We start from the raw sequence: 6000 nt of genomic DNA, 5'->3' as shown, positions 1-6000 counted from the left end.
CATCGAACAGAGGAAATGCAATGTCGCATCGCCCCCACTCCGCCGCCCTCCGCGCGGCCGCTCTCTCCGTCGCCGCGGCGAGCGCTCTCGCCCTGACCGCCTGCGGCTCCGCCGGCGCCGATTCCGGGAAGACCCAGCTCAGCTTCTTCTCCTGGGACAACGAGGCCACGATGACCCCGGTCATCGAGGCGTTCGAGGCCGAGAACCCGGACATCGCGATCGAGTTCTCGAACGCTCCCCCTGTCGCCGAGTACATCTCGACGCTCCAGACCCGCCTCGCCGGAAACAACGCCGCCGACGTCTTCGTCATCGCCGCCGAGAACAAGACGAACCTCATCGAGGGCGGTTTCGTGAAGGACCTCACCGACGAGCCGTTCATGGCCGACATGTCCCCCTACAACACCGAGACGTACAGCAGCGACGGCAAGGCGTACGGCATGTCGACCTCGTCGTGGGCCGGCGGGATCCTGGTCAACCGGGCCCTGCTCGACGCAGCCGGAGTGACCGAGGTCCCGACCGACTGGGACGGCTTCCTCGACGTGGTGGAGACCGTGAAGGACACGGGGGTCGTTCCGTACTACGACTCGGCCACGCAGATCCCGATGGGCCTCTCGGCCATGGTCGGCTCGGCCGACGCGGAGCAGGGCGGGAACGTCGACGAGGCGATCTTCGACGGGAGCGCTCAGTTCGGCGACCTGTGGAACGAGCCGCTCACCGCCTGGAGCGAGCTGCTGAGCCGCGGGCTGATGAGCCAGGACGTCGTCAGCCTCACCGGCGATCAGATCGTGGACGAGTTCGCGAACGGCCGGGTGGCGATGATCGCCGCCGGCCCCTGGAACCTCCCCGCCGTGCGCGAGAAGGCGCCGGACCTCGACGTCGTCTTCGCGCCCTTCCCCACCCTCGACGGAGCGGGCTACTGGGCGGGCGCCGCGTCGCCCGGCTTCGCCATCAACGCCAAGACCGACCACGAGGCGGAGGCGTTCCTGAGCTTCCTCGGCAGCGAGGAGGGCGTCCGCATCTACCAAGAGGGCACCTCGGCGCTGACCACCACCGGCAACTACACCCCGGTCGTCGATCCGGCGCTCGAGCCGAACCTCGCGGGGCTGCAGGCGGGGCGCTTCTACCTCCCCTCGATCGCCTGGCCCCGGGAGCAGGACGCTCTGAGCACGGAGGCGGTGGCGCAGATCCAGCTGCTGGCTCAGGGCCAGTCGTCCCCCGAGGACGTCTCCGCAGCGCTGCAGGCGCGTCTCGAGTCGCAGGACTGAGGGCGCGGCCCGGCTCCGGCCGGGCCCGCTCTCCGCGAACGGAGGATCCGTGTCCACTCTCACCGCCCCGCGCCGAGGCCCCGCCCTCGCCCTGCGCCGCCGCGTCGACCCCCTGCGCCGACGCGAGACCGTCAGCACGAGTCTCTTCCTCGTGCCGATCGTCCTCGTCTTCGTCCTGCTGTTCGCCGTGCCGCTCGCCCAGTCCTTCTACTTCAGCCTCACGGACTTCGACGGCTACTCGGTCGACTCGGACTTCGTCGGTCTGGCCAACTACGTGAGCATCTTCCGCGATCCCGCGATGCTCGCGGGGCTGGTCTTCACTCTCACCTACAGTCTCGGGACCACCGTCCTGGTGACGGTGCTGGCCATCCCCCTGGCGCTCGTCCTCAACCGTCCCTTCGTGGGGCGGGGGGCCGTCCGGGCGATCCTGTTCTTCCCGGCGATCCCGAGCATCGCGATCCTGGGCCTCGTCTGGGGACTGATCCTCTCGCCCTTGGGGTCCGGAGCGATCAACCGGGTCCTGGACGCGGTCGCCGGGCTCGGACCCGTGCCGTGGCTGTCGAACGGCGCGCTCGCCCAGCTGTCGGTGATCATCGTCGGCGTCTGGTCGAGCACCGGCTGGCACGCGATCCTGTACCTCGCCTACCTCCAGTCGATCCCCGAGGACTACTACGAGGTCGCCCGGATCGACGGGGCGTCGGCCCCGCGCCGGTTCTTCTCGATCACGCTCCCCCTCCTCGCCCCCGCGGTGACGGTGAGCACGCTGCTCCTGATGACGGGCGGGCTGAAGGTCTACGACCTCCCGTTCACCCTGACCAAGGGCGGACCGGGCTTCTCGACCTACACGATCACGCAGTCGATCATCCAGAACGGTGTCGCTCAGGCGCAGTTCGGCAAGGCCTCGGCTCTCGCCGTCGTCTTCCTCCTCGTCGTCGGGTCGATCGTCGCCGTTCAGCTGCTCATCTCGCGCCGCTTCGAGGAGAGGACCTCATGACCGCCACCGCCGTCTCGCTCCCGCCGACTCCCCCGGCCGTGGGTCCGCCCGCCGCCGCCCGTCGTCGGCGACGCACCGCGGCTCAGCGTCGTCGAGGCTGGAGCAGCGCGCTGACGAGCTTCGCGATGCTCGCCCTGGCCGCCGTGGTCGGCGCACCCTTCTACTACATCGTCGTCAGCACCCTGAAGACGCAGCAGGAGGTGTCGAGCGATCCGTTCGCGCTGCCGAGCACCCTCGACCTCGGCAACTACGCCGACGTGTTCGCCTCCGTCCCGATCGTCGGCGCGTTCGCGAACACCTTCTACCTCACGGTCGTGTCCGTCGCGCTGATGCTCGTGGTGGGATCCATGGCGGCCTACGCCATGCTGCTGCGGACGACGGTCCTCACCCGGATCGTCTCGGTGGTGCTGATCATCGCCTTCCTCGTCCCGGGTCAGGCGACCCTCATCCCGCTGTACCGCCTGCTCGCGAACGCGGGGCTCGTCGACAGCCTCGAGGGGCTGATCCTGCTCTACTCGGCGGGCTCGATCTTCTGCTACTTCCTCATCCAGGGCTACATGAAGTCGCTGCCGCTCGAGATCTTCGAGGCCGCGCGGATCGACGGCGCGGGTCCGTGGCAGATCTACTGGCGGATCGTGCTGCCGCTGATCCGCCCGATCCTGATCACCGTCGGGGTCTTCCAGACGATGTGGGTGTGGAACGACTTCATCACGCCGAACGTCTTCATCAGCTCGCCCGAGAAGCAGACCCTCGTCCTGCAGGTGTACAAGGCGGTCGGTCAGTTCGGGGTGAACTGGCCCGCGTTCCTGACGCTCAGCGTCGTCGTGCTCCTGCCGATGGTCGTGTTCTTCATCGCGATGCAGAAGCACATCGTGGGAGGCCTGGTCTCGGGCAGCGTGAAGGGGTGAGCGGCTTCCTGCTCGCCCACTTCCTCCCGGGTGCGGACGGCGAGGCGGTGCGGTTCGCCGTGAGCGAGGACGAGACGCCTCGCGCGTTCCTCCCGCTGCCGATCGCGCCGCTGCGACCCGCGATCGGCTCGGGCGGTGCGCGCGACCCCTTCCTGGTCCGCGATGGCGCCTCCGGTCGCGTCGTCCTCCTCGCCACCGACCTGCGGACGGAGGAGGAGGAGGCCGACTGGCACCGCGCCGTGCGGAACGGGAGCCGGTCGATTTTGATCTGGCGGTCCGGCGACCTCGTGACGTGGGGCGACCCCGTGCTGCGGATCGTGGCGCCGACGGCGGCCGGCAACGCGTGGGCCCCGAAGGCGTACTGGAGCGCGGACCGCGACTGCTGGCTGGTCTTCTTCTCCTCGGCTCTCTTCGACCCGGAGTCGGACCGCGTCGAGGCGGCGCACCAGCGGATCCTCGTCTCGGAGACGAGGGACTTCGAGAGCTTCACCTCGGCGCGGACCGCGCTGGACACCGGGCTCAACGCGATCGATGCGGCGTTCCTCGAGGACGGCGACGGCTGGCTCCGCTTCACGGTGGAGACCCCGCCCGGGTCGGACTCGACGTCCGTCACCCTCGCGCAGGGCCCGTCGCTCGAGGGCGCCTTCGAGACGGTGCGCACGGGCATCGGCAGCCCCGAGCTCGCCCGCGGTGAGGGCCCGGCGCTCGCACGCTCGCCCGACGGGTCGGCGACCTGGCTCCTGATCGACGAGTTCGGGATGCGCGGCTACCGCTTGTTCTCGTCGTCGGACCCCGGCAGCGGAGTGTTCGAGCCCGTGCCCGGTGCTCGGCTGCCGCCCGGCGCGCGGCACGGATCGCTCCTCGCGCTCGACGACGACGAGGCCGCCCGGCTCCGCGCCCTGCTGCCGTGACCGGGCCCGCGTTCGTGGCAAGCTCGACGAGAGGAGGTGCGTGATGGTGACCATCCACGACGTCGCGAAAGAGGCCGGGGTCTCGGCGATGACCGTGTCGCACGTCCTGAACGACCACCCGCACGTCCGGGAGACCACGCGCGAGCGGGTGCTGGACGTGATCACGCGGCTCGACTACCGCGTGAACGTGGCCGCCCGCAATCTCCGCACCGGCCGCACCGGGACGATCGGGCTCGCCGTGCCCGAGATCGACCGGCCGTACTACGGGCGTCTCGCCGCCGAGATCATCGCCGCGGCCGAGAAGCACGGGCTGCGCGTCGTGATCGAGCAGACCGGTGCGCGGCGCGAGAACGAGCTCGGCGCCCTCGCGTCGTCCAGGAAGCGGCTCTACGACGGGATCATCCTGAGCACCGTCGGCCTCGGGGCGGCCGACACCGAGCTGCTCCGGGTCGATCACCCGCTCGTGATCCTGGGCGAGCGGATCTTCGAGGGCCCGGTCGACCACGTCGCCATGGCGAACGTGGAGGGCGCGCGGACGGCGGTCGCCCATCTGATCGAGCAGGGCTGCCGCCGGATCGTCATGGTCGACGATCCCGCCGGCGACGAGGTGGACGTCTCGAGCCTGCGCCTCGAGGGCTACCGCCGTGCGCACGAGGACGCCGGGCTCGCGATCGATCCGGCTCTGCACATCGCGGTCGGGGAGTTCACGATGGCGGGCGGGTCGCGGGGCATCCGGGACTTCATCGACCGCGGTGTGCCCTTCGACGGGGTCTTCTGCATCACCGACACGGTCGGCATCGGAGTGCTCCGCGGTCTGGCGGATCGCGGAGTGCCTGTTCCGGGGCGGGTCCGCGTCGCGGCCTTCGACGCGATCCTCGAGGGCGACTACACCGTGCCCCGGCTGACGACCATCGATCCGGATCACGGCTTCATGGCGCGGACTGCCGTCGAGCGGCTCGTCTACCGGATCGGCGGCGGGACGACTCCGGCGGAGGAGTACATCGCCGCACCGCGACTGATCGTCCGCGAGAGCTCGCTCTGATCGCCCGACCGCTCGCGCTGGCCGCCGCCGCCGGACTGACGGCCCTCGCCGTCGTCGAGGCGCAGTACTGGATCACCTCGCAGAGAGCGGTCCGACGGCCCGCGGGCGACGTCGGCCGCGAATGCGTCGTCGTGCTCGGGTTCCGGAACCGCGGCACCCGGGCGAACGCGGTGAACCGCTACCGCGTGCGCGCCGCCCTGCGCTCCCGGCACAGCTCCCGGAGCGTCCTCGTGCTCTGCGGGGGGAGCGTCGCCGGGTCGGTCCCCGAGGCCGACCTGATGGCGCGGTACGCGCGTCGTGAGAGGCGCTATCGCGGCCCCCTCGTGCTCGAGCGCGAGAGCCGCACGACCGAGGAGAACCTGCGGAACGCCGCAGCGCTCCTCGAGGAGTCCGACACCGTCGTCCTCGTCTCGAACTCCCTGCACGCCGAGCGCGCGCGCCGGCTGCTCCGGACGCTGCGGCCCGACCTCGCCGACCGGCTCGTCCGCGCCGAGGAGCACCGGTTCGGCGAGATCCCGCTGCAGAAACTCGTCGCTTCCGTCCTGGAGGCGGCTCGCACCGTAGCGGGGCGCACTCCCCCGCTAGGGTGAACCCACCGCAGCGCGAAGGGGGCCTCGATGGCGCGGAGCAGCACACGTGGACGACGGTGGATCGGCACGATCGGGGCGGCGCTGCTGGCGCTGCTGCCGCTCGCCGGGTGCGCCGGACCGACGCCCTACTCCGATTTCGAGCGGGAGCGGACCGAGGCGGACGTGATGCCCGAGGCCGGCGGCATCGACACGGGCATCGATCCCGAGTCCGTCCGCTTCGCGGGCACCGCCGAGGGGATCGACGTCTACCTCGGCCTGTCGGACTAGCGGGGCCGCTGCGTCGTCGTCGA

Annotated in this window: 7 protein-coding genes; all 7 read left to right on the top strand. The window is 70.7% G+C overall.

The window, feature by feature from the left end; translation table 11 throughout:
* Positions 1 to 20 precede the first annotated feature (20 nt).
* The 7 genes from IOC53_RS11395 (at position 21) to IOC53_RS11365 (ending at position 5977) form a co-directional block, all read left to right on the top strand.
* A complete protein-coding gene (locus IOC53_RS11395; protein ID WP_207405794.1) occupies positions 21 to 1265 on the top strand; it encodes an ABC transporter substrate-binding protein in 1245 nt (414 codons plus the stop codon).
* 49 nt (positions 1266 to 1314) lie between these two features.
* Positions 1315 to 2259, top strand: coding sequence for a carbohydrate ABC transporter permease (locus IOC53_RS11390; RefSeq protein WP_207405793.1), 945 nt, complete (start codon positions 1315 to 1317; stop codon positions 2257 to 2259).
* Positions 2256 to 3167: a carbohydrate ABC transporter permease gene (locus IOC53_RS11385; protein ID WP_207405792.1), complete on the top strand. Its 912-nt coding sequence runs from the start codon at positions 2256 to 2258 to the stop codon at positions 3165 to 3167. The genes IOC53_RS11390 and IOC53_RS11385 overlap by 4 nt, the downstream gene beginning before the upstream one ends.
* Positions 3164 to 4078: a glycoside hydrolase family 43 protein gene (locus tag IOC53_RS11380; protein ID WP_207405791.1), complete on the top strand. Its 915-nt coding sequence runs from the start codon at positions 3164 to 3166 to the stop codon at positions 4076 to 4078. Before IOC53_RS11385 ends, IOC53_RS11380 begins: the two co-directional genes overlap by 4 nt.
* A 43-nt stretch (positions 4079 to 4121) precedes the next feature.
* Positions 4122 to 5120 carry a LacI family DNA-binding transcriptional regulator gene (locus tag IOC53_RS11375; RefSeq protein WP_207405790.1) on the top strand — a complete coding sequence of 333 codons (999 nt, stop codon included), beginning with the start codon at positions 4122 to 4124 and terminating at the stop codon, positions 5118 to 5120.
* Positions 5121 to 5251: 131 nt separating this feature from the next.
* Positions 5252 to 5710 carry an ElyC/SanA/YdcF family protein gene (locus IOC53_RS11370; protein WP_307786170.1) on the top strand — a complete coding sequence of 153 codons (459 nt, stop codon included), beginning with the start codon at positions 5252 to 5254 and terminating at the stop codon, positions 5708 to 5710.
* Positions 5711 to 5737: 27 nt separating this feature from the next.
* On the top strand, positions 5738 to 5977 hold the full coding sequence (locus IOC53_RS11365; protein ID WP_207405789.1) for a hypothetical protein: 240 nt from the start codon (positions 5738 to 5740) through the stop codon (positions 5975 to 5977).
* The last annotated feature ends 23 nt before the right edge of the window (positions 5978 to 6000 follow it).

This window comes from Rathayibacter sp. SD072 (genome assembly GCF_017355185.1).
Taxonomy (GTDB): Bacteria; Actinomycetota; Actinomycetes; order Actinomycetales; family Microbacteriaceae; genus Rathayibacter.
The sequence above is the reverse complement of the archived record's forward strand: the minus strand, read 5'-3'. Positions and strand labels throughout refer to the sequence as shown.

Coding starts and splice junctions, on each gene's coding strand:
- IOC53_RS11395 (WP_207405794.1), top strand. CDS start 21: ATGTCGCATCGCCCCCACTCCGCCGCCCTCCGCGCGGCCGCTCTCTCC.
- IOC53_RS11385 (WP_207405792.1), top strand. CDS start 2,256: ATGACCGCCACCGCCGTCTCGCTCCCGCCGACTCCCCCGGCCGTGGGT.
- IOC53_RS11375 (WP_207405790.1), top strand. CDS start 4,122: ATGGTGACCATCCACGACGTCGCGAAAGAGGCCGGGGTCTCGGCGATG.
- IOC53_RS11365 (WP_207405789.1), top strand. CDS start 5,738: ATGGCGCGGAGCAGCACACGTGGACGACGGTGGATCGGCACGATCGGG.